This window comes from Acetobacterium sp. (assembly GCF_030652775.1).
Taxonomy (GTDB): Bacteria; Bacillota; Clostridia; order Eubacteriales; family Eubacteriaceae; genus Acetobacterium.
Genome location: NZ_JAUSPS010000073.1, coordinates 1 through 19,242, shown reverse-complemented (window position 1 = coordinate 19,242; position 19,242 = coordinate 1). Strand labels below are relative to the sequence as shown.

Sequence of the window (19,242 nt, the reverse complement as noted above, 5' to 3'; positions counted from 1 at the left end):
AGTTTAAGTTTAAGTTTAAGTTTAAGTTTAAGTTTAAGTTTAAGTTTAAGTTTAAGTTTAAGTTTAAGTTTAAGTTTAAGTTTAAGTTTAAGTTTAAGTTTAGCACAAGGAGAAATTAAGATGATCATTGATTTAAGAAGTGATACAGTCACCCAACCAACCCCGGCGATGCGCATTGCCATGGCCAATGCAACCGTGGGCGATGATGTCTATGGGGATGACCCCACTGTCAACCAACTGGAAAAACTGGCCGCCGAATTGTTGGGAAAGGAGGCTGCCTTGTTTGTGCCCTCTGGTACTTTTGGAAATCAGCTGGCGATCATGACCCATACCCAAAGAGGAAACGAGGTACTGGTAGGCGATGCCTGCCATATCCTGATGCACGAGGTGGGTGCTGCCGCTGTGCTTTCCGGCGTTCAGATTAGAACCTTCCCGGTTCTGGATGACGGCATCGATGTGGAGAAACTGGCACTGATGCTCCGTGGCGATGACATCCACTTCCCGGATACCGGCCTGATCTGTATGGAGAATGCCCAATCTTCCGGAAAAACCGTTCCCCTTGCCAATATGGAAGCTGTCTATGCGCTAGCCCAGTCCCGCGGTATCCCAATGCACATTGACGGTGCCCGAATTTTTAATGCAGCCCTTGCCCTGGGTGTCGATGCTAAAGAAATCGCGAGTCAGGGCGACTCAGTAAACGTCTGCCTTTCCAAGGGACTGTGTGCACCGGTGGGCTCGCTGCTGCTGGGAACTGCAAAATTTATAAAAAAAGCCCGCAAAAACCGAAAGCTGATGGGTGGTGGCCTCCGCCAGGCGGGAATCCTGGCCGCTGCCGGGATTATCAGCCTGACTGAAATGGTATCCCGTCTGAAAGAAGATCACCATAACGCCCGCTATCTGGCCAATCGCCTGGAAGAAATTGACTCCTGTTCGGTCATCCGTAATCGTTTGGACATTAACATGGTCTTTTTTACCCTGCCGGCTTCGGTCATTACCGAAGCCAATCTGGTGGCCGGACTACTTGCGAAAAATATCAAAATCAGCGGACAAGAAGACGGCGAATACCGCTTTGTTACCAATCATGGTGTCAGCTCTGATGACATCGACTGGGTCATCGAAAGTATGAAGACCCTTGTCTGTCGCTATTCCTGATTTTTACCCTTCATTTTCCGGGCAGGATGCATCAAAATCCTTTTATAGTTGAGCTTGACGTGGTATACTAAACTCACTACAAATGGAGGACTCTTTATGACAACCACTTTCTACGGTAACCAAGGTGTTGTGAACAGCATCATACTTGATATGGAAACCGATTTCGCAAAACAAATGAAGTTTTTAAACACAATTAAATTTACCGATGACTTCAAGCCTGAATGGCTGCCAGATATTGTCAAAATCAGCTTTATCATTGAACCGTCCCTGGGGCAGTTCGGCAAACCCAATCTAGTCATCATTGCCGAAGAAAAAAGCCTCCAGCGGCATGTGATTTTTGTGGAATCAAAAATTTCGGCCTATGACGACGCATCGGAAAAACTGAATATAAAACTCTTTCCTAATAAATACAAAGATGTCGGTGATAAACTGAATATCCGTCTGGCTCTGATGTACCGTTTGGCCAAGGCCTATCACTATCAAAAAGACGGCGGATTTATTGAAGATGTGGACGAAGCTTACAAGCTTTATCACGACGTCCCCAAGGTACTAAAAAAACCCGTCATGATCAAACTCTGTATTGATAAGTTCGGATACAATCCGGATTTTTTATTTGTCGCTATGACCAATGACCCCACAGATATCCAGCCCTTTAAAAACGCCAACTTCCTCCCCCCCATTGGCGTCAGTGGCTGGCGGGCTGAAAAACAATCGTTCGGGTTGATTTCTTTCGCCATGCTTGAAGAACAGAACTTGGTTGATCCCAAAAGCGGATATTATGCCACGTCAAAAGAGAATGTTCTACATCTGCCAGCGGAAACTGGCTCCAGCAATAACGACCCCACCATTCGAACCATTGTTCTGGATCAATGGCATCCTGATCTAAAACTGAACCTGGAGGAGTTTTTAGTATCGCTGGGAGATCGGCTCACCACCAGCAAGGTCATTACCTTCAATGGTTCCTATAGCATTAAAGCAGAAGACGGGCGAACCCTGGTGAAACTTTTTGCCGACAAGGAAAAAATGTATATTACCCTGAGAAACGACAATATTCCGGTGGCCTTTAAAGACAAACCGCGGATTAAAATTGGCGTTGGCCTTAACGCCAAGTCCTTTGTTTTAATTTATTCTGGTACCGAGGATCTCACCGGGGATCATTACAATAAACTCGCTATGGATCTCATCGAGATCATTGTTGATTTTGTCGAACAGTAAATAACTGACTCTTTCAGGTCAGAGCATCAATCTCTGGAATATCCATTAAAGCAATTGTTTGCATTTTCTTCCTGATAAGGCAGTACAGACAATTGCTTTTTTCAATTAATTGATCTACTTTTACCACGTTAATCATTTTGACTTAGCCAAATCTGCATGTATAATTGTACTAATACTCAAAATCAGACTTTTATGAACTATTTTTTATCCCGACCCGAACTCCAAAAAAAGGATGAACAGATGATAATGAATAAACAAACAACTAAAGTGAGAAAAACTGACTCGATTCAATTTAAACTGCTGATTATCCCCCTGATTTGCGTTTTTCTGGGCATTGTTGCGATTGGTGCGATCTCTTCTTATTTGATTCGAGACAGTCTATTGGAAGAATTAAAAAGCAATGGATTTACAACTTCACAGCGATTTGTTACACAACTGGAAAACAATGCCAATGCAATTGAAGCTTTGGAACAATCAACTTCTGGGGTGTCAGCAGAACAAAGTGAAAAATTTAAAGCAGAATTCAGTTATCAATCCCAGATTGATAAAATGGCTGATGATGAAAGTATTGTCTATATCGCCATCATTGACAAGAATGTGATCGACATTGCCGACAGTATCAAGGAAGACATTGGCAACGATTATTCTGATGATGAAAGTATGAAAGCTGCTGCCCAGGAAGGGACTTCATCCGCTTCAGAGTATTATTATGAGTCCCATGATGTAACCGTTTATGATGTTCTATATCCCATAACGATCAATGGCGTGCTTGTTGGTGCGATTGACATTGGCTACTCCATGGAAAACGTGTTTGCAGCTGTCACCAAGAATGTGATGCTAATCGCCGGAATTGGCTTACTGGTGTTTTTAGTCCTGTCTCTAATCCTTTATAAACTTTCACAGTCGATCACCAAACCCATCTCTGGGGTTAACCAGATGATCCAGGAAATGAACCATGGCTATTTAGGAACCCGGCTGAATATGAAGGCAACCAATGAAATTGGGGAAATGGCGGTTGCCCTGGACAACTTTGCGGACAACCTACAATTCGTTCTGATCGGAACGCTGAACCAGATTGCTGCGGGAGATCTATCAGCGGAGATTGCCCCCCAGGGTCCTCGGGACGAAATTACACCAGCGCTTAAACAGACCATTGAAAACATTCGTCACCTGATCACTGAAGCCAACCACCTCTCTGCCGCTGCGGTAGCAGGACGGCTGGAGACTCGGGGAAATACCGAGGACTTTCAAGGCGGTTTCAAAGAAATCGTCCAGGGCGTCAATGATACACTGGATGCCGTCATTACACCCCTGTATGTGGCCGCCGACTATATTCAACGAATTGGCAATGGTGAGATTCCGACAAGAATAACCGACACGTATCACGGTGATTTTAATACCATAAGAAATAATATTAACGCCTGTATCGACGGTCTGGGGGCGCTTGAAGAAGGTAATCAAATTCTGACCCAGATCAGCATTAACGATTTTTCCCAGTCCATCGTTGGGAATTATTGTGGTATCTTTGCCGAAATATCCGATTCCATCAACCGGGTCAACAGCAAGTTGGTTCATATCATGGATATTATCAACAATATCGCCAACGGCGATATGCAGGATCTTGAAAATCTCAGCGCTACAGGCAAACGTAGCGACAACGATCAATTGATTCCCAGCTTGGTAGGGATGATTCAGAATATCATGAAGTTGGTTGACGAGACCCAGACTATGACCCGGATTGCCGTCGAAGGTGATCTCGATCATCGCAGCGACGCCTCAAAATTCCCCGGCGAATACGCCCGGGTTATTGATGGCTTCAATAATACCCTGGATGTGGTTATCGATCCCATCAGGGCTGCTTCAACGACGCTAAATCAGTTGGCCCAGGGGAATTTAAATATTACTATGGATGGCGATTTCAAAGGCCAGCATGGAAAAATCAAAGACGATATGAACCGCACCATCGCCTTCCTCAAACAATACGTTGACGAGATAACCACTACCCTGGAACGGGTTGGTCAGGGAGATCTGAGTCTGGAAATTACCAACCATTATCTTGGAGATTTCATCGCCATTAAATATGCCATTAATGATATTACCACCCGCCTCAGCACGGTCATGGGTGAAATAAACGTAGCTGCCGGTCAGGTAGACTCTGGATCACGGCAGATTTCCGATGGCGGCCAGCAATTATCCCAGGGAACCACTGAACAGGCTAGTTCTATTCAGGAGCTCAGCGCTTCCATCGAAGAAGTCGCAGCCGAAACAAAACGAAATGCCGTCAATGCCAATGAAGCCAATGACCGGGCTATTGAGGTCCGTAGCAACGCCCAATCTGGTAATGAGCAGATGAAAAAAATGGTCACTTCCATGGCTGATATTAACGAATCATCTCATAATATTTCAAAAGTAATCAAGGTTATTGACGACATTGCCTTCCAGACTAATATTCTGGCTTTGAACGCAGCGGTTGAAGCTGCCCGGGCCGGTCAGCACGGCAAGGGTTTTGCCGTGGTCGCCGAAGAGGTTCGCACCCTGGCAGCAAGAAGTGCCGAAGCCGCCAAAGAAACTACGGTTCTCATCGAAGGTTCGATTAACAAGGTCGAAGCCGGAACAAAAATTGCTGATGAAACTGCTGAGGGTTTAAAAGAAATCCTCAATCAAATCGAAAAGGTAGCCGGTCTGGTCGAAAGCATTGCCCGGGCTTCCAATGATCAGGCAACAGAAATCGCTCAGATTACCATGGGTCTCGATCAGGTTTCACAGGTGGTTCAGACAAACTCAGCCACAGCGGAAGAAAGTGCTGCCGCCAGTCAGGAACTGTCCGGTCAGGCGGAAATGCTCAAAGAAATGATGAGCGCTTTTAAATTGAAAAATACGATTCTTACTAAGGCCACCCCAATTCCGATCCCTGAAACGTTAAACAAAGCATTTAATACCCCGGAGCCGGTGATCGTTCTTGATGATCTGGATCTGGGTCAGGATAAATATTAATTTTTTATCCACCTTTTAATGATGCGTGTTATAATTAAAAAAATAAATTAATTAACGATTGGAATCACAACCCATGGAAGATTTTTTCGCCGCGAACAGCCCACAGCAAATTCTCAACCGCATTTTTTCCCTGAATCTAGGTCTTTTATGCATCCTGAATATTGACGGATGGTTTGAAAAGGTCAATAGTTCCTGGGAAAAAACCTTCGGTTACACTGCCGAAGAACTGTCGGATACTAATATCATCGAATATGCTCACCCTGACGACCGGGATGCCACTGCCTTTGTTTTTTCGGAGTTGCTGCACACCAACCACCGACTTACCTTTTCTAATCGTTTCCGTTCTAAAGACGGCAGCTACCGATATGTCGACTGGGAATTTAACTGCCACGACAACTACGCCTATGTGGCCGGGGTTGACATCACCCACACAAAGCTCTCTGCCGCTGGACTTAAAGCAGTTCGACAACACCTTAAAAAAAGCCACCTCCAGAACGAACTGGAAGATCTTTGTCCGATCCGACAGAAAATCCTGATAGTTGACGACTCTCCGCTTAACACTAAAATAATGGAAACCGCTCTGATTGAGGACTATGAGGTTCTGATTTCCCATAACGGCAAAGAAGCGCTGTCCATTTGTAATTCCAATGATCCGCCGGATCTCATCCTATTAGATATAATCATGCCTGAAATCGACGGCTATGAGATTTGCCGACGGCTGAACCAGGGAGCAAAAACAAAAGATATTCCGGTGATCTTTCTCACCTCCCTCACCGCTGCCAAGGATATTGAGTTTGGCTTAACCCTGGGTGCCATCGATTATATTACCAAACCCTTCAGCATCCCGATTATCAAAGCCAAGATCAAGAATCATCTGGCTGTGAAATATTATCAGGACACCCTAAAAATCAATACCGACGTGGATCAGCTGACCCAGATCGCTAATCGCCGACGGTTTGACGACACCATGACTCTGGAAATAAAAAAAGCCAAAAGAACCGGAACTATTTTATCCGTACTTTTGCTTGATATTGATCATTTTAAATTTTACAACGATACCTATGGCCATCTGGAAGGAGATACCTGTCTTAAAAAAGTGGCTACGGCTCTGTCAGTTACCCTCAAGCGGCCTAAAGATCTGGCTGCCCGTTGGGGCGGCGAAGAGTTCGTCTGCCTGCTCCCCAATACCAATGCCAAAGGGGCTCAGAACGTCGCCGAAGCGCTGCGCGAAGCGATTCAGAATTTGAATATTCCGCACGAGTCCTCTCCAGTCAATGATGTGGTTACTGTTTCAGTTGGGGTCATCTCTTCGAATCCGATGGATGAGAACTCTTTTGAAAACCTGTTACGACGTGCCGACGAAGCCCTTTATCAGGCCAAGGAAACTGGCCGAAACCGCATTGCCGCCTGGCATGAGGGTATTGACGTCATGTGACCTTACCTATAAATCTAAATCTATAACCTCAACAATGTGCTCTTTTATTAGTTGAGGTTTTTTTCTTTTTTTTAAATCATTTTCGTAGTAACTATCCATCAATAAATATACATCTTTCATTAATGTTTTATTTGTGTGACTTTTTAGTTCAATCAAAATTACAAAATGTTGTTTAATATATATAATATCCCTATCTTGACAATCGTTTACATTATAGGTAGAATACTGTTTAAGTAGATTATTATGTATTTTGATTCCAAAATCGAGAAAGGAGATCTATTCATGTGAATCAAAACATTCGAGTATTAAATGTTAATAGATCGTAAAATTCATTTTTTCTCGGTATCAAGAAAAAAATAACTGGAGGTTACAAAATGAAGAAGCTAATAATCGGGATTCTATCACTATTTATCGGGTTTTTTATGTTTTTTTCAGCTAATACGTTTGCAGCTACAAAAGATACTACAGCATTTACTGATACCGGTGTTCACTATATGTCCCATATCGAAAATCGCGGTTGGGAACAAGATTGGAAATCTAATGGTGATATTTCAGGTACAATCGGTGAAAGTCTCCGTATCGAATCCGTTAAAGTTGGGCTCATCGGCGAATTTCAAAATATTGCGAGTATCCAGACCTCCGTCCACGTACAAGATAAAGGTGATATGGGGCCATTTGCAATGGGTGAAGCCGCCGGTACGACAGGGTTGGGCTTACGGATCGAGAGTATAAAACTGGTTCTTGAAAACATGCCTGGTTACGTTATCAAATATGATGTCCAAGTTGAAAATAAAGGTTGGCTGAAAGATGTCAATGATACTGCAACCTGGTTTGTGGGTGGTGAAGACGCAGGTACTAAAGGAGAGAGTCTTCGATTAGAAGCTATCAAGATCATCATTGTTCAAACAACCGACTTACTTCCTTTTTTTGAAGCCATAGAAGCAGTTAATGAAATGGATTATACCACTGAATCCTGGGCAACTTATTATGAAGTTGTAAAAGCTAATCTTGTGACGATGGCCAATACACAAGAAGAAGTTAATATTGCCGCTGTAAACATTGTCGCCGCTCAAAGTAGTTTAGTGGCTATAGAAGGTGATCTTACACCCTATATTGAGGCTATCTCGGCGGTCAATGAGATGGATTATACCACTGAATCTTGGGCGACTTATTCTGAAGTTGTAAAAGCTCATATCGTTACAAAAGCGAATACGCAAACTCAAATTACTATCGCTGCTGCCAGAATTACAACTGCTCAAAGTAGCTTAGTTATAAAAGAAGGTGATCTCACACCATATATAGAAGCTATATCTGCGGTTAACGAGATGGACTATACACCTGAGTCTTGGGCAATTTATTTTGAAGTTGTAGAAGCTAATATCGTTACAAAAGCGAATACGCAAACTCAAATCACCATCGCTGCTGCCAGGATTTCATCCGCACAAAAATATTTGATTTTAAAATAATATTAAAAACCATCAGCGTGTTATTTTATCAAAACGATTACTCAGAAGTGAATATACCGCATTTTTTCAGGACGATTGAACCGTCTTTGATCGAATCCATGCAATAGTATGTTACCAAGCTAAAAAAATACCGACATCTTGTCTCTCCGATGCAGGTTTGCAGACGTTAGATAAATGTCGGTATTTTTATTTTTCAGATCTGATCAATCCTGAGTTTTCAGAACTTTGATGTAGTCAATCATATATTCTGGCAGATCGGGCGGACGACGGCTTGAAACGATGTGACCATCAATAATGGACGGCGTGTCATGCCAGATGGCCCCAGCATTAGTCATATCATCTTTGATGCCGGGGGTGCTGGTGACATTTTTACCTTTTAAAATACCGGCTGAAATCAGAACCCAACCAGCATGGCAAATCTGTCCGATGACCCGCTTTCTGCCATCAAGGTTGCGGATCATATCAAGAACCACCGGGAATCGACGAATGGCATCGGGAGCCCAGCCACCGGGAACCAGAATCCCATCATAATCGTCGGGATTGATATCAGTATAGGCCAGATCGGAAACACAGGGTACGCCGTATTTACCGATGTACTTTTTGCCGGCATCTTCCCCCACAACATGAACAGTAACCCCTTCTTCACGCAAGCGAAGCACGGGATACCATAATTCAAGATCTTCAAAATCATTACTGATCAACGCGATAATCTTTTTGTTTTTCATATTGTTCCTCCTGTATATAATAAATTTAAAACTTTATAATTAAGCATTGCCTCGTGAACCGGGTTTAACCAGTTTGACTTTACCGGCCTTACAAACCGGGCAATCATCTGGTTCCCAGGCGGTAATTTCCAGTTTAATGGAAGAGTAGATGTGCATGTTAATTTCAACTCCCGCAGCTCGACGGTCAGCAATACAAGCAACGCCCAGTACCACGGCACCCAATTCTTCCAAAACTTTTTTAGTTTCAATGGTTGATTTTCCGGTGGTGACAACGTCTTCGGTGATGATAACGCGTTCACCTGGTTTAATTTCAAAGCCTCGTCGCAGTTCCATCAGTCCATCTTTCCGTTCGGTAAAGATGGATTCTTTACCCAACTGACGGCCAATTTCGTAAGATACGATGACGCCGCCCATAGCCGGACCAACAACCTTATCTATTTCGAGTGCTTTTAACTGTTCTACAACCGGTGCTAAAACTTTCGCTGCCGCATCTGGAAATCGCAGTACCTTGGCGCATTGGACATATTGGTCACTGTGTTTTCCGGATGAGAGTAAAAAATGTCCTTCTAAAAAGGCATCGGTTTCTTTTAATATTTCTAATACTTCCTGACTCATATTATTCCTCATTTCTATATTTTATATTAAACAATTCCTCGGACTTCGCCAATATTGGCTAGTCCTTCTTTGATGCAATAGGCTTTCAGACCTTCAATAATCTCAATGGGAGCCATCGGGTTATTGAAGTTGATGGTACCGATCTGGATGCATGTTGCTCCAGCCATAATAAATTCCAGGGCATCTTTCCAATCACTGATCCCACCCATGGCCATCACCGGAATTTTCACGGCCTGGCAAACTTGATGGGTCATCCGCAGAGCAACAGGTTTGACGGCAGGACCGGAAAGGCCGGCATAGAGGTTGTCAAAAACAACTGCTTTTTTCCTGTAATCAATGGCCATTCCCTGCAGCGTATTGATCAGCGAAATTCCCTGAGCACCAGCTGCCTCGCAGGCTCGCGCAATGTCAGCTACCGCTTCGCCGTTGGGTGACAGTTTAACCATAATCGGATGACGAGAAATGTCTACCACTTTTTTAGTAATGTCTCCGGCGGTTGTTGCTTTGATGCCATAAGCCATTCCCCCGGCTTTGACATTAGGGCAAGAAATATTCAGCTCGATGAGCTGGGCATCGATGGTGTTTAGTTTTTCAATGGCAGTGAGGTAAGATTCTTCGTCCTTGCCACCGACGTTCACAATGGTGACCGTATCAATGTTTTTTAGATGCGGCCATTCCTTTTCAATAAATGCATCGATTCCCGGGTTTTCCAGACCAATGCTATTCATCAATCCGGCCGGTGTTTCCCATAGACGCATGCCGGTGTTTCCCGATTTTGGTTCTAAGGTCAACCCTTTGGAGCAGAGGCCGCCAAGTTTAGCCAAATCATAAAAGGCTTCATACTCCCGGCCAAAACCAAAGGTTCCGGAAGCAGGAATCACCGGGTTTTTAAAGAGGATGTCATTAAATTTTGTTTCCAGATAATCAGACATTAAAGACCTCCTCGCGGCCAAACACCGGGCCGTCTTTACAGACTTTTTTATTGCCGGATCGGGTTTCGCAGGTACAACCCAGACAGGCACCGATGCCACAGGCCATATGGGCTTCCAGCGAAACGTAGACGGCATGCTCAGCCGGCACGGCGCTAGCCACCGCTGCCATCATAATTTCCGGCCCGCAGGTCACCACAGTTTCACCGGGTAAAACGGTAAGTTTGTGGGTGATAATACCCCCGACATCAAGCACAACTTCATCGGCCAGCGCAGCAAAGGCATCAGCCCCGTAGGCGATATCTCTAAAGCCCAGATAGACCCGACACTTCCCTGCGGGATTTTGTTTCTGATAGTGGCGCACCAGATAATACAGGGGGGCTGTCCCGATACCGCCGCCAACGACACAGAGGTCTCCGGTTATTTCTGGGAAACCATTGCCGTAGGGACCTTGGATGGTCACATCATCATTGCTTTGAAGCTGGGACAATATTTCGGTCCCTTTTCCGACCACCTGGTATAAAAAGGTGAGTTTACCGGGTTCATAATTATGAACGCTGATCGGTCGGGAAAGCAGCGGATCTTTATCCCAGGCTCTCAGCATAAAGAACTGTCCTGGTTTTACAGCTCCAGTGAAATCCACTGTCATTTTATAAATCCCAGGTGATACACAAGTATTACTTTGAACTAGAGCCATTTAAGAATATCCTCCTGCATTGCCAGGGTTGCGTTTCTAATATGCTCGGCAAAGCCCTCATCTTCACAGCCAGCCTTTTGATGACCAGTGATCAGTCCCCGGGATGAGTTAACCACCGCACACTGCGATTTTTTCAGAATATTGGCTATATCCTCGCCGGTTCCGCCCTGGGCGCCGTAGCCTGGCACTAAAAAGAAGGTATGGGGACAACGTTCCCGAATCGCTTCGAATTCTTCCGGACGGGTCAGTCCTACCACCGAGCCAATGGCCGAAAAACCGTTTTCTCCTCGAAAGGCCATTCCCCAGGCTTCAATTTTATCTCCCATGATTTCGTAGATGGTGTCATCACCAACCTTCAGGTTCTGGAGATCCACCGCTGACGGGTTGGACGTCCGTTGCAGAATAAAGATCCCCTTATCGTTTTCTTTGATATATTTATAGTAAGGTGATACCGCATCTTCGCCCATATAAGCGTTGACGGTCATAATATCCACTTCGAAATCACCAGTAAAATGGCCTTTGGCATACTGATCGCCGGTGGACGAAATATCGCCCCGTTTGACATCGCCAATGACGACAACGCCTTTGCTTCTAGCATATTTGACGGTTTCGCTGTAGGCCTTCATGCCGTCCAGTCCCAGTGACTCGTAACAGGCAATCTGCACCTTGTAGGAAGCTGCCAGATCCTCAGTAGCATCGACAATTTTTTTATTGAATTCCGTTATTTTCTCACCATCGGACCAGTCCTTACTAAGCAGGTATTTTGGTAAATATTTTAAGGTTGTGTCCAGACCCACACAAATCGGTCCTTTTTTTACAGCATCATTATAGAGCCGGTCCATTATCATCATATTTAATTTCTCCCTTCACTATGGTCATCATTACTTTTCCTTTAAGGGTCTCACCGCCAAAGGGATTGTTTTTACTTTTAGAAATAAAGTCTTTGGGATTGATTTTCCCTTCCCAGTTCAGATCTACCAGAACCAGATCCGCCGGATATCGTTCTTTAATCAACCCGGCTTTAAGGCCCAGGCGTTTGGCTGGGGCGTTGCTGAGCATATCGCTAAGCTTCTCCAGGCCGATGCCGTTCTGTTCAAAGACCGTATAATACATGGCAAAAGCCATTTCGAAGTTATTGATCCCCGGGGCGCCTTTTAACTTATCCTCTTCCGAGTGGGGGGCATGATCCGTGCCGCACATATCAATAACGCCTTCCTTGATGCCTTCGATTAAAGCACGGCGGTCAGGATAAGTCCGAAACGGCGGATTGACCTTGTAGTCCATCGCCGAGGCAAAGATGTGGTGGGGAGTCACTTCACAGGTGATATCGAGGCCCTTTGCCTTAGCTTCCGCAATCAGATCCAGGGTATCTTTTTTGCTGATATGGCAGACATGCAGATGACCACTGATTTCTTCCAGCAGCATGACATCCCGTCGCACCAGTTCAGTTTCCGGCTGGCAATGGGTCAATAGAATAAAGTCATGTTCGATTGAAGCCTTAAGCCCGGCCACCATGATGTCCGGATTCAGAATCGAAACCCCGTCGTTGGAAAACACATTGGTCAATGGACGCAAGGATTTGATATCGACAAGATCCGAATCATTAAACGCTTTTGTCAGTGCCGCCACCTGAATCAGGTTACAAAGCTGCAGCGCTTCGGCTTTATCCAGATTGGCTTTTAAAGGAGTCGCCTCATCGATGCAGGGTTTGGTATTAGCCATCGCTACCAGCGTCGTAAAGCCACCTTTCAGCGCCGCCTGCATACCGGTTTCCATGGTTTCTTTATATTCATAGCCCGGGTCGCGCAAATGGCAGTGCATATCAATAAATCCCGGCATCAGCAGATAGCCCTGACCATCGATTTCCTGATCATATTCAGACTTGACGTTCCCTTTTTCTTTATACACTTTTTTTATTTTTCCGTCTTCAATCAATACCTTGCCAAACCGTCTTCCGTCGGCATCAACCATTTCAACGTTCTTGATTAAGGTTTTCATCTTTCCTCCTTCATTATTCTTCGTCAATAAAAGTGGTGTAGGCGTCGCAGTACTCGCAGCGGTATTGTTTTTTCTCTTCATTTACTAGATAGAATTTAATTTCCTTCACGTCCTCATACTGGGTAATACAGCGGGGATTTTTACAGGTCATAATGCCATTGACAACCTTCGGCAAGGTCAGACTTATTTTTTTGCACAATTCACCATTCTTGACAAAGTTGATGGTGACATTGGGATCAATCAGACCCAGAACGGTCATATCAATCTGCATGTCGGTTTCGATTTTGATTAAATCCTTTTGCTTCATTTTTTTGCTGGGAATGTTTTTTAGTAAAACTACCACATCATCAATATCATTGAGATGGAGTTCCTTGTAAATCTCAAACCCGTGTCCCGCTTCAATATGGTCGATGATGATACCTTTTTTCAGTTTCGATACGTTGATCATTTTCGATCCTCCACTCCCAGAAGTTTGGCAATCAATGCCATCCGCACATACATCCCATATTTGGCCTGGGCAAAATATACCGCCCGGGGATCCTCGTCCACCTCAGTGGCTATTTCATTGACCCGGGGCAACGGATGCATCACAATCATGTCCTGCTTGGCCGCCTTCATTTTCTTTTTATCGAGAATATAATAGTTTTTCAACCGCAGATATTCTTCCTCACTAACAAACCGTTCTCGTTGAACCCGGGACATATAGAGAATGTCCAGCTGGCCGATGACCTCATCCAGACTGGTCGTTTCTTTATAGGTTTTGGGATCCAGCTGATTGAGAATATGAGCCGGCATTTTGAGTTCGGTGGGGGAAATAAAAACAAACCGAATGCCCTTGTAACGGCTCAAAGTTTTAACCAGGGAATGGATGGTTCGGCCAAAAAGTAAATCCCCGCATACCCCAACCACATGGTTGTCACAGCCGCCCTTGAATTTTCGAATCGTCAGCAGATCTGTCAAGGTCTGGGTGGGATGTTCATGGCCGCCATCGCCGGCATTGATAATCGGCATTTCGTTGGCAAACTTGGAAACCAGCCGGGCTGTTCCCTCCCGGGGATGTCGGATCACTGCGATGTCGGAATAGCACTCAATGGTCCTTATCGTATCGCCCAGACTTTCGCCCTTGGACACCGACGAATTATTGGGATCATCAAACCCGATGATTTCCCCGCCTAAACGAAGCATCGCCGCTTCAAAACTGAACCGTGTCCGGGTGGAAGGCTCATAAAAAAGGCTGGCTAATAATTTTCCCTTGCAAACCAAAGAATAACCCTCGGGGTCTGCAATAATATTATCAGCCAGCTGCATAATCGATTCAATTTCGTTTAGTTGAAAGTCTCCAGGCTCGATTAAATGTCTTCCTTTTAACATAATGTTCCTCCTATCATAAACACAATTATGGGCAAAAAACAAGCCGCTTTATAAAAATAGCGGCATACTTTCTAACAGGCATTTTCCCTCATTATATGTATCGTTCCTTTTGCACCTTTATGCCTCGCTTTACAAAGCCTGCATACTTAATTACAATAATCATAATTTAATTAGCTAAAATTGTCAATGAACTTTGATTAAAAGAACCCGATATCTTAAGATAATATTTGGACTTCAGGCTCGATAGACGCATACTGCAGGATTTGACTGGAATTTCGAAGCAGATAATGGTATGATAAGAAGAAAAAGGGAGGGACTTTATATGTATTTCGTAACTTATCAATATAACGCATTTAGTGAAGGTGGCATTCTAACAGCCGATGAAACAAAGGTTTTACCGATTACAACCATCGGTAAACTGATGGGTCTCAAATTTCCGGAACGTCTGATCGACTTTATTCCCCTGGCTACCGATGAACTACTGGCTGACATCAAGAAAGTCATGACTGAACATCAGAATCTGGGGATCAATCTGGGTCTGGTCAAACTGCTGGCGCCGATTCCCAAACCGCCAAGAAATATTTTCTGTCTGGGTAAAAACTATGCTGATCACGCCAAGGAAATCAGGAACATTCCCTCGATGGGAGAAGTGCCGGAAAATCCGATTTATTTTTCCAAACTGCCCACTTCGGTCACTGGTCCGAATACGGTCATTCTGTCCCATGCCAAGGCCACCAAACAGATCGACTATGAAGTGGAACTGGCCATTGTCATTGGCAAAGAGGGGGCCGATATTCCCCAGGAAGAGGCCGAAGATTATATTTTTGGTTACACCATTGCCAACGACATCACCGCCCGGGATCTCCAAAAAAAGCACTCCCAATGGTATAAGGGCAAATCACTGGATACCTTCTGTCCCCTGGGTCCCCGAATCTTGCATAAAAACGATTTAAAAATCCCCTTTGACCTAGACATCACCTGCCGGATCAACGGCGAGGTACGTCAGCATTCCAATACAGCTCGAATGATCTTTGATATCCCCTCCATTATTAGCGACCTGTCCCAGGGGATGACCCTGCTGCCGGGAGATATCATTCTCACCGGAACCCCTGCCGGTGTAGGCTTTGCTCTGGATCCGCCGCAATTCCTCAAACACGGAGATCAGATTGAAGCGGAAATCGAAAAAATCGGCATCTTGCGCAACACCATCGAATAAATAGAATTTAAAAAAGCCTGCATCATCTGGGGATCTGACCCGAGACGATGCAGGCTTTTTAGTTGCGCATCAAGTTTACCGATGAATGCTGTTTGCTGCCCAATCAATCAATCCGACTTTAATAATTTAAACGGGCAAACGTTTGAGACTGAATACCCCGATGGCGGCCACAAACAGCACCCCAATAAAGATGGCAAAACCGCCAATGATCAGGGTGATGTTAGCCTGTCCATTGACAATGGCCAGACCGTCAAAAGCATTATATAGGGAGAATTTCCCTAAAAAGGCGGTCCGCTCTGACAACTTGCTGAGGGTATTCAAAATAAAGAATCCAATTGGAATCAGGGCGCCAAAGAACAATGCCAGTTTGGTGCTATTGAACAAACAAGAAAAGAAAAAGCAGAACATACCGATGGTCATGGTCATCAGACAGGCACCTAAATTGAGTTTTAAAAACACTTTGACATCCAGCATTCCTGGAAAAAACTGTTCGCTCATGCCATAGCCGACTAAAAAGAGCACCGTGAATAATACCGCAATGGACGCCAGCAGATAAATGCCCTGGGTCACAATGATTTTAATCCGGCTGTTTGGGGTACACAGCAAACTGGTAAAAGATCCTTCATAAACCCACTTTGCCACCAACCGATTGGCCAGAATAATGCAGTAAACCATCGGAAACAGATAAATCAGAAACCCGTAAAACAGACTGGCAATGAATCCAGTCAGACCGCTGTCAATGGTGCCGAAGCCCATGGCATTAACCAGCACCGCCGGTAAGATGGACATCATATCCACCATTGCCCCAACCCCACTGGGATCGTAGATATAGATAATAACAGCCAGATAAATGGACATCAGAGCGACAAAAACCAGCAGCAGCAGGGTATTGTTTTTTATGTTTTTCAGAAACAATGGAATACTCATGCTTTTTTCACCTCTTTGACTTTTTCCTCCTGATCGGGCAGGGCCTTATTTTTCATTTCTTTTTTCTGGAACAATTTCGGTTTTTCTTCTTGCGGTTTAGATTCTATATTTTTCACTTCTTTTTTGATCTCTTGATGTTTTATTTCTTTCTGATAATGCTGCTGAAAAATCTCTTCCAGAGATTGATTTTTTGAATTAAATACCAATACCTTTTCGTGGGATAAAACCTTCATCAGGACATCAATCCGATCACCGGGCGAAAATAATTCGTAGTCACTCTGCGAAAACTGCTGATAGCCGAAACCATATTTTTTAATTTGCTCCAAATTTGGCGGTGCAGCAAATTTTACCAGATAGGCCTTGGTTTCTTCGGCTCGCAGGCTGACAATATCCATGTTTTCGACCAGATGGCCTTCTTTTAGAACCCCAACCCGATCACAGGTTCGTTCCACCTCTTCAAACCTATGGGTTGACAGCAGCACCGTTTTGCCCCGGCGCTTCTCTTCCAGAATGAGATCTAATAAACGGGACTGCATCAGCGGATCCAGTCCGCTAGTAGGTTCATCCAACACCAAAGTTTGAGGATCATGCATCAGGGCTGTGACAATGGCCAATCTTTTTTTCATGCCATTTGACATATTCTCAATTTTCCCCCGGGTCTCCACTTCAAATCGTTCAATCAGTGATTCTCGGAGTCTGGTGTCTTTTTGACCGAAAATCCCCCGCATCTGAGTGATAAAATTCAGATACTCTTTCACTCGCATGTTTTCAAAAAGAACCACGTCTTCGGGCACATATCCAAGATGCTTCTGAATCGCTGAAGCCCTCGAAAAACAGTTTAACCCATCGATGGTCGCACTGCCCCGCCCCGCCCGGAGCAATCCCATCAGCATCCGAATGGTAGTTGTTTTACCGGCATCGTTCGGCCCCACATATCCAAAAACCTCGCCTTTTTCAACATTAAAATTTAAGTTAAAAATACCTTTAGTGCTTGAATATTTAAGGGTTACATCCTTTAATTCAATCATTTTTTTCTCCTTAAAAAAATTATTCCTTCTTTGCGATAGGTTCTGCCAATGTGTCAACCCGTTTGTTCAGCTCATTGGCGATTCGGCCAAAATCTGATCCGGTAAGGGTTTCCCCCCGGATCCCCGGTGCGATATTACAGACCTCCAGAACCTCCAGCAAAACGGCTTTGTCAAAGGGGGTATTCATCGTCAAACCATTGATCAGGGTTTTTCGTCGGTTCAGGAAGCTGGCTTTAACAACCGCTAAAAACAATTCCTTATTTTCCAGTTCAATTTTCGGTGTTTTCAGTTTTTTTAGCGTTACAACAATGGAGTCAACCTTAGGTTTAGGTATAAACACATGCGATGGCACATCAAAATCAATGGAAATATCCGCATAAAATTGAGCTACGATACTCAGAGATCCATAGGCTTTGGTGCTGGGAACCCCACATAGACGCTCGCCTACCTCCTTTTGAATCAAAAAGGTCATGCTCTCAATGGGCAAATCCGATTCCAGAAAGCCCATAATAATAGGGGTGGTAATATAATAGGGCAAGTTTGCCACAATTTTAAGGGGCATCGCAGCGAGATGATCTCCCAGTATCTCCCTGACGTTGGTTTTTAAAATATCGCCCTGGATAATTTCCACATTGTCACATTCTTTCAGGGTCTCCTGAAGAACTGGCATTAGTTTTTTATCTATTTCAACTGTAATTACCTTACCCGCATGCTCACTGAGAGCTTGGGTCATGGTTCCAATTCCCGGACCGATTTCCAGCACCAGATCCCTTTCCCCCACATCTCCTGCTCTGACAATCTTTTGGACAATATTTTCGTCAATTAAAAAATTCTGTCCAAATCGTTTATTGAAGTGGAGATCATATTTTTTTAACAATGATTCAATGACTCTTGGTGATGTTAATTTTTCCATTCATTTCCTTTCGTTTTACAACTATTTACGCATTACGAAAGACCCCGTGAGGCTTCGTTCACAACTTAACTATTATACACTTTATTTAATCCCGCGGGAAGACCTTATCAGTAATTTGACATTGAAAGACCCAACCTTTCGGTCGGCTGACGTCATATTTATGAAATCTTCAATTATTATAACGTCAGATATTTCTTTGCGCAATTATTCCTGATGATCGCAATAATGTATTGTAACACCGAAGATGAAAGGATATAATACCTTTAACATAACCATTTTAATAACCTGATTATAAATCGATAAACAGCGGGAGCATAACCCAGACCAGGAGAAAATGATGTTTAAGAAAAACACCCTTCACGCAAAAATAAATTTGTTTATTCTCATTATTATTCTCTTAGTCGTTACCATCGGTTTTTTTGTGGCCATTAATATCTTTTTTTCAATTTATGAAAATGAGATGACCCAGATGGTTTCAACCGGAATTACCGAACTCGAAAAAATTGTTGTTGATGAAAACGAAAAATGGCTCCTCTCATTTTCTAACGGATTGACTGATCC

At 44.1% G+C, this 19,242-nt stretch carries 18 protein-coding genes; 7 read left to right on the top strand and 11 right to left on the bottom strand.

Annotation, left to right across the window (positions count from 1 at the left end; genetic code table 11):
- Nucleotides 1-120: 120 nt before the first annotated feature.
- The 5 genes from ltaE (at nt 121) to Q7J41_RS13215 (ending at nt 8,262) form a co-directional block, all read left to right on the top strand.
- Nucleotides 121-1,152, top strand: a complete 1,032-nt coding sequence (gene ltaE, locus Q7J41_RS13235; protein ID WP_304888856.1) for a low-specificity L-threonine aldolase — start codon at nt 121-123, stop codon at nt 1,150-1,152.
- A 96-nt stretch (nt 1,153-1,248) separates the two neighbouring features.
- The gene (locus Q7J41_RS13230; protein ID WP_304888854.1) at nt 1,249-2,367 is read left to right on the top strand and encodes a hypothetical protein; all 1,119 of its coding nucleotides are present in this window, start codon (nt 1,249-1,251) and stop codon (nt 2,365-2,367) included.
- A gap of 246 nt (nt 2,368-2,613) precedes the next feature.
- Nucleotides 2,614-5,361 (top strand): methyl-accepting chemotaxis protein, encoded by a 2,748-nt coding sequence (locus tag Q7J41_RS13225; protein ID WP_304888858.1) that lies wholly within the window; start codon nt 2,614-2,616, stop codon nt 5,359-5,361.
- Between the two features lie 73 nt (nt 5,362-5,434).
- On the top strand, nt 5,435-6,796 hold the full coding sequence (locus tag Q7J41_RS13220) for a diguanylate cyclase domain-containing protein (RefSeq protein WP_304888852.1): 1,362 nt from the start codon (nt 5,435-5,437) through the stop codon (nt 6,794-6,796).
- A 374-nt stretch (nt 6,797-7,170) separates the two neighbouring features.
- Nucleotides 7,171-8,262, top strand: a complete 1,092-nt coding sequence (locus Q7J41_RS13215) for a hypothetical protein (protein ID WP_304888850.1) — start codon at nt 7,171-7,173, stop codon at nt 8,260-8,262.
- Nucleotides 8,263-8,465: 203 nt separating this feature from the next.
- Here the strand turns inward: Q7J41_RS13215 and Q7J41_RS13210 are convergent, their stop codons facing one another.
- Genes Q7J41_RS13210 through pyrB form a run of 8 tightly spaced genes read right to left on the bottom strand, consistent with a single transcriptional unit; the run spans nt 8,466 to nt 14,597 of the window.
- On the bottom strand, nt 8,466-8,987 hold the full coding sequence (locus tag Q7J41_RS13210) for a type 1 glutamine amidotransferase domain-containing protein (RefSeq protein WP_304888848.1): 522 nt from the start codon (nt 8,985-8,987) through the stop codon (nt 8,466-8,468).
- A gap of 39 nt (nt 8,988-9,026) precedes the next feature.
- The gene (gene pyrE / locus Q7J41_RS13205) at nt 9,027-9,602 is read right to left on the bottom strand and encodes an orotate phosphoribosyltransferase (protein WP_304888846.1); all 576 of its coding nucleotides are present in this window, start codon (nt 9,600-9,602) and stop codon (nt 9,027-9,029) included.
- A 26-nt stretch (nt 9,603-9,628) separates the two neighbouring features.
- Nucleotides 9,629-10,534: a dihydroorotate dehydrogenase gene (locus Q7J41_RS13200; protein ID WP_304888844.1), complete on the bottom strand. Its 906-nt coding sequence runs from the start codon at nt 10,532-10,534 to the stop codon at nt 9,629-9,631.
- Nucleotides 10,527-11,228, bottom strand: coding sequence for a dihydroorotate dehydrogenase electron transfer subunit (locus Q7J41_RS13195; RefSeq protein WP_304888842.1), 702 nt, complete (start codon nt 11,226-11,228; stop codon nt 10,527-10,529). Before Q7J41_RS13195 ends, Q7J41_RS13200 begins: the two co-directional genes overlap by 8 nt.
- A complete protein-coding gene (pyrF, locus tag Q7J41_RS13190; protein ID WP_304888840.1) occupies nt 11,219-12,079 on the bottom strand; it encodes an orotidine-5'-phosphate decarboxylase in 861 nt (286 codons plus the stop codon). The genes Q7J41_RS13195 and pyrF overlap by 10 nt, the downstream gene beginning before the upstream one ends.
- Nucleotides 12,054-13,226 (bottom strand): dihydroorotase, encoded by a 1,173-nt coding sequence (locus Q7J41_RS13185; protein WP_304888839.1) that lies wholly within the window; start codon nt 13,224-13,226, stop codon nt 12,054-12,056. The genes pyrF and Q7J41_RS13185 overlap by 26 nt, the downstream gene beginning before the upstream one ends.
- Before the next feature lie 13 nt (nt 13,227-13,239).
- A complete protein-coding gene (locus Q7J41_RS13180) occupies nt 13,240-13,674 on the bottom strand; it encodes an aspartate carbamoyltransferase regulatory subunit (protein ID WP_304888837.1) in 435 nt (144 codons plus the stop codon).
- Nucleotides 13,671-14,597, bottom strand: coding sequence for an aspartate carbamoyltransferase (gene pyrB / locus Q7J41_RS13175; protein ID WP_304888836.1), 927 nt, complete (start codon nt 14,595-14,597; stop codon nt 13,671-13,673). Before pyrB ends, Q7J41_RS13180 begins: the two co-directional genes overlap by 4 nt.
- A 322-nt stretch (nt 14,598-14,919) precedes the next feature.
- Here pyrB and Q7J41_RS13170 point away from each other — a divergent pair, with 322 nt between their 5' ends.
- On the top strand, nt 14,920-15,813 hold the full coding sequence (locus Q7J41_RS13170) for a fumarylacetoacetate hydrolase family protein (RefSeq protein ID WP_304888834.1): 894 nt from the start codon (nt 14,920-14,922) through the stop codon (nt 15,811-15,813).
- Between the two features lie 126 nt (nt 15,814-15,939).
- On the opposite strand, the gene Q7J41_RS13165 is transcribed toward Q7J41_RS13170, so the two are convergent.
- The 3 genes from Q7J41_RS13165 to rsmA are packed head-to-tail and all read right to left on the bottom strand — an operon-like array spanning nt 15,940 to nt 18,681.
- Entirely contained in the window at nt 15,940-16,740 is an 801-nt protein-coding gene (locus tag Q7J41_RS13165; RefSeq protein WP_304888833.1) for a hypothetical protein, read from the bottom strand.
- Complete coding sequence (locus Q7J41_RS13160) at nt 16,737-17,768, bottom strand: ABC transporter ATP-binding protein (RefSeq protein ID WP_304888831.1); 1,032 nt, start codon at nt 17,766-17,768, stop codon at nt 16,737-16,739. Before Q7J41_RS13160 ends, Q7J41_RS13165 begins: the two co-directional genes overlap by 4 nt.
- Before the next feature lie 19 nt (nt 17,769-17,787).
- The gene (gene rsmA / locus Q7J41_RS13155) at nt 17,788-18,681 is read right to left on the bottom strand and encodes a 16S rRNA (adenine(1518)-N(6)/adenine(1519)-N(6))-dimethyltransferase RsmA (RefSeq protein ID WP_304888829.1); all 894 of its coding nucleotides are present in this window, start codon (nt 18,679-18,681) and stop codon (nt 17,788-17,790) included.
- 334 nt (nt 18,682-19,015) lie between these two features.
- Here rsmA and Q7J41_RS13150 point away from each other — a divergent pair.
- A partial coding sequence (locus tag Q7J41_RS13150; RefSeq protein ID WP_304888827.1) for a hypothetical protein occupies nt 19,016-19,242 on the top strand: 227 nt, incomplete at its 3' end.

Excerpts from the sequence above, each read along its gene's own strand:
- Q7J41_RS13215 (WP_304888850.1), top strand. The coding sequence starts at position 7,171 with ATGAAGAAGCTAATAATCGGGATTCTATCACTATTTATCGGGTTTTTT.
- Q7J41_RS13160 (WP_304888831.1), bottom strand. The coding sequence starts at position 17,768 with ATGATTGAATTAAAGGATGTAACCCTTAAATATTCAAGCACTAAAGGT.
- Q7J41_RS13170 (WP_304888834.1), top strand. The coding sequence starts at position 14,920 with ATGTATTTCGTAACTTATCAATATAACGCATTTAGTGAAGGTGGCATT.
- Q7J41_RS13180 (WP_304888837.1), bottom strand. The coding sequence starts at position 13,674 with ATGATCAACGTATCGAAACTGAAAAAAGGTATCATCATCGACCATATT.
- Q7J41_RS13210 (WP_304888848.1), bottom strand. The coding sequence starts at position 8,987 with ATGAAAAACAAAAAGATTATCGCGTTGATCAGTAATGATTTTGAAGAT.
- Q7J41_RS13185 (WP_304888839.1), bottom strand. The coding sequence starts at position 13,226 with ATGAAAACCTTAATCAAGAACGTTGAAATGGTTGATGCCGACGGAAGA.
- Q7J41_RS13230 (WP_304888854.1), top strand. The coding sequence starts at position 1,249 with ATGACAACCACTTTCTACGGTAACCAAGGTGTTGTGAACAGCATCATA.
- Q7J41_RS13220 (WP_304888852.1), top strand. The coding sequence starts at position 5,435 with ATGGAAGATTTTTTCGCCGCGAACAGCCCACAGCAAATTCTCAACCGC.
- pyrF (WP_304888840.1), bottom strand. The coding sequence starts at position 12,079 with ATGATGATAATGGACCGGCTCTATAATGATGCTGTAAAAAAAGGACCG.
- ltaE (WP_304888856.1), top strand. The coding sequence starts at position 121 with ATGATCATTGATTTAAGAAGTGATACAGTCACCCAACCAACCCCGGCG.
- Q7J41_RS13195 (WP_304888842.1), bottom strand. The coding sequence starts at position 11,228 with ATGGCTCTAGTTCAAAGTAATACTTGTGTATCACCTGGGATTTATAAA.
- Q7J41_RS13225 (WP_304888858.1), top strand. The coding sequence starts at position 2,614 with ATGAATAAACAAACAACTAAAGTGAGAAAAACTGACTCGATTCAATTT.
- Q7J41_RS13200 (WP_304888844.1), bottom strand. The coding sequence starts at position 10,534 with ATGTCTGATTATCTGGAAACAAAATTTAATGACATCCTCTTTAAAAAC.
- Q7J41_RS13165 (WP_304888833.1), bottom strand. The coding sequence starts at position 16,740 with ATGAGTATTCCATTGTTTCTGAAAAACATAAAAAACAATACCCTGCTG.
- pyrE (WP_304888846.1), bottom strand. The coding sequence starts at position 9,602 with ATGAGTCAGGAAGTATTAGAAATATTAAAAGAAACCGATGCCTTTTTA.
- pyrB (WP_304888836.1), bottom strand. The coding sequence starts at position 14,597 with ATGTTAAAAGGAAGACATTTAATCGAGCCTGGAGACTTTCAACTAAAC.
- rsmA (WP_304888829.1), bottom strand. The coding sequence starts at position 18,681 with ATGGAAAAATTAACATCACCAAGAGTCATTGAATCATTGTTAAAAAAA.